Here is a 1008-nt window from a genome sequence, read left to right on the forward strand (position 1 = left end):
ACTCTGTACACGACAAATTTCACAGAACCCTTATCCTATCAGGATTCTGCTTTCTTAAAATTGCCAAAATTTCCTTAAACTCTTCTTTTTTCCCAAAACCAATTAAACGCTGAATCGCCATTTGAACATAGTCTAAACCATAGCGAAATAAACTCATTGAGAGTCGTCCATGCTTCTTTATTTTTATCGCTTTTTTTTGATTATGTTGCCATTCACCCGTTAAGTAACACCAACAGAAGCTTATAGCTAACACCGCAATCAATTTTTTCACTCGTCTAGGGTCTGTCAAGCGCGTATTTTCAAGATTAAACCCGCGTCCTTTGAGACAACTGAATAAGGTTTCAATTTCCCAGCGTAATGCATAATCCTGAATAGCATTGGCATTAAACTGAGGAGAAACGACGAGTAAAAGCTCTCCATTTTCTAACTGTAGTGCACTTATATATAGTTTCACCCGACCAACCAAAATCCGTCGTTTACGACATTCAATTTGACCAACTTTAAGATGGCGAAATAAATCACTAATTTTATGATTCTTTCCTAAATGATTGGTGACAATGAAGTTTTTTTAACACGAATGCAGAAGTTGATGTCTTGTTCAATTAACCATGTAAACCACTGCTCACCGATAAACTCTCTGTCTGCGAACACATTCACAATACGGTCTTTACCAAAAATGGCTATAAAGCGTTGAATCAAAGCAATACGCTCTTTCGTATCTGAATTTCCACGTTTATTAAGCAATGTCCAAAGGATAGGTATCGCTATTCCACGATAAACGATTGCGAGCATCAGGATATTAATATTTCGTTTTCCCCATTTCCAATTGGTTCTATCTAAAGTCAGTTGCACTTGGTCGAATGAAAACATATTGAAAATCAACTGAGAAATTTGACGATAATCAAAATACTGACCTGCAAAGAAGCGCTGCATACGTCGATAAAATGATTGTGGTAAACACTTGATGGGCAAGGCTTTAGATGCAGAAGAAAGATTACATGTTTGCTT

The 1008-nt window shown here is 36.7% G+C and carries 1 protein-coding gene; it reads right to left on the bottom strand.

Features of this window, described 5'->3' with window-relative positions; translation table 11 throughout:
* Window positions 1–19 precede the first annotated feature (19 nt).
* Window positions 20–1008, bottom strand: a protein-coding gene (locus tag FTV34_RS17750) for an IS4-like element ISAba1 family transposase (RefSeq protein ID WP_179994544.1) whose coding sequence is annotated in 2 segments (ribosomal slippage) — window positions 20–570 and window positions 570–1008 — 990 coding nt annotated over the 2 segments. Because the reading frame shifts where the segments join, the coding sequence is not laid out codon by codon here. This gene is flagged as partial in the annotation.

The sequence above is a fragment of the Acinetobacter sp. YH16038 genome (assembly GCF_013417275.1).
Taxonomy (GTDB): domain Bacteria; phylum Pseudomonadota; class Gammaproteobacteria; order Pseudomonadales; family Moraxellaceae; genus Acinetobacter.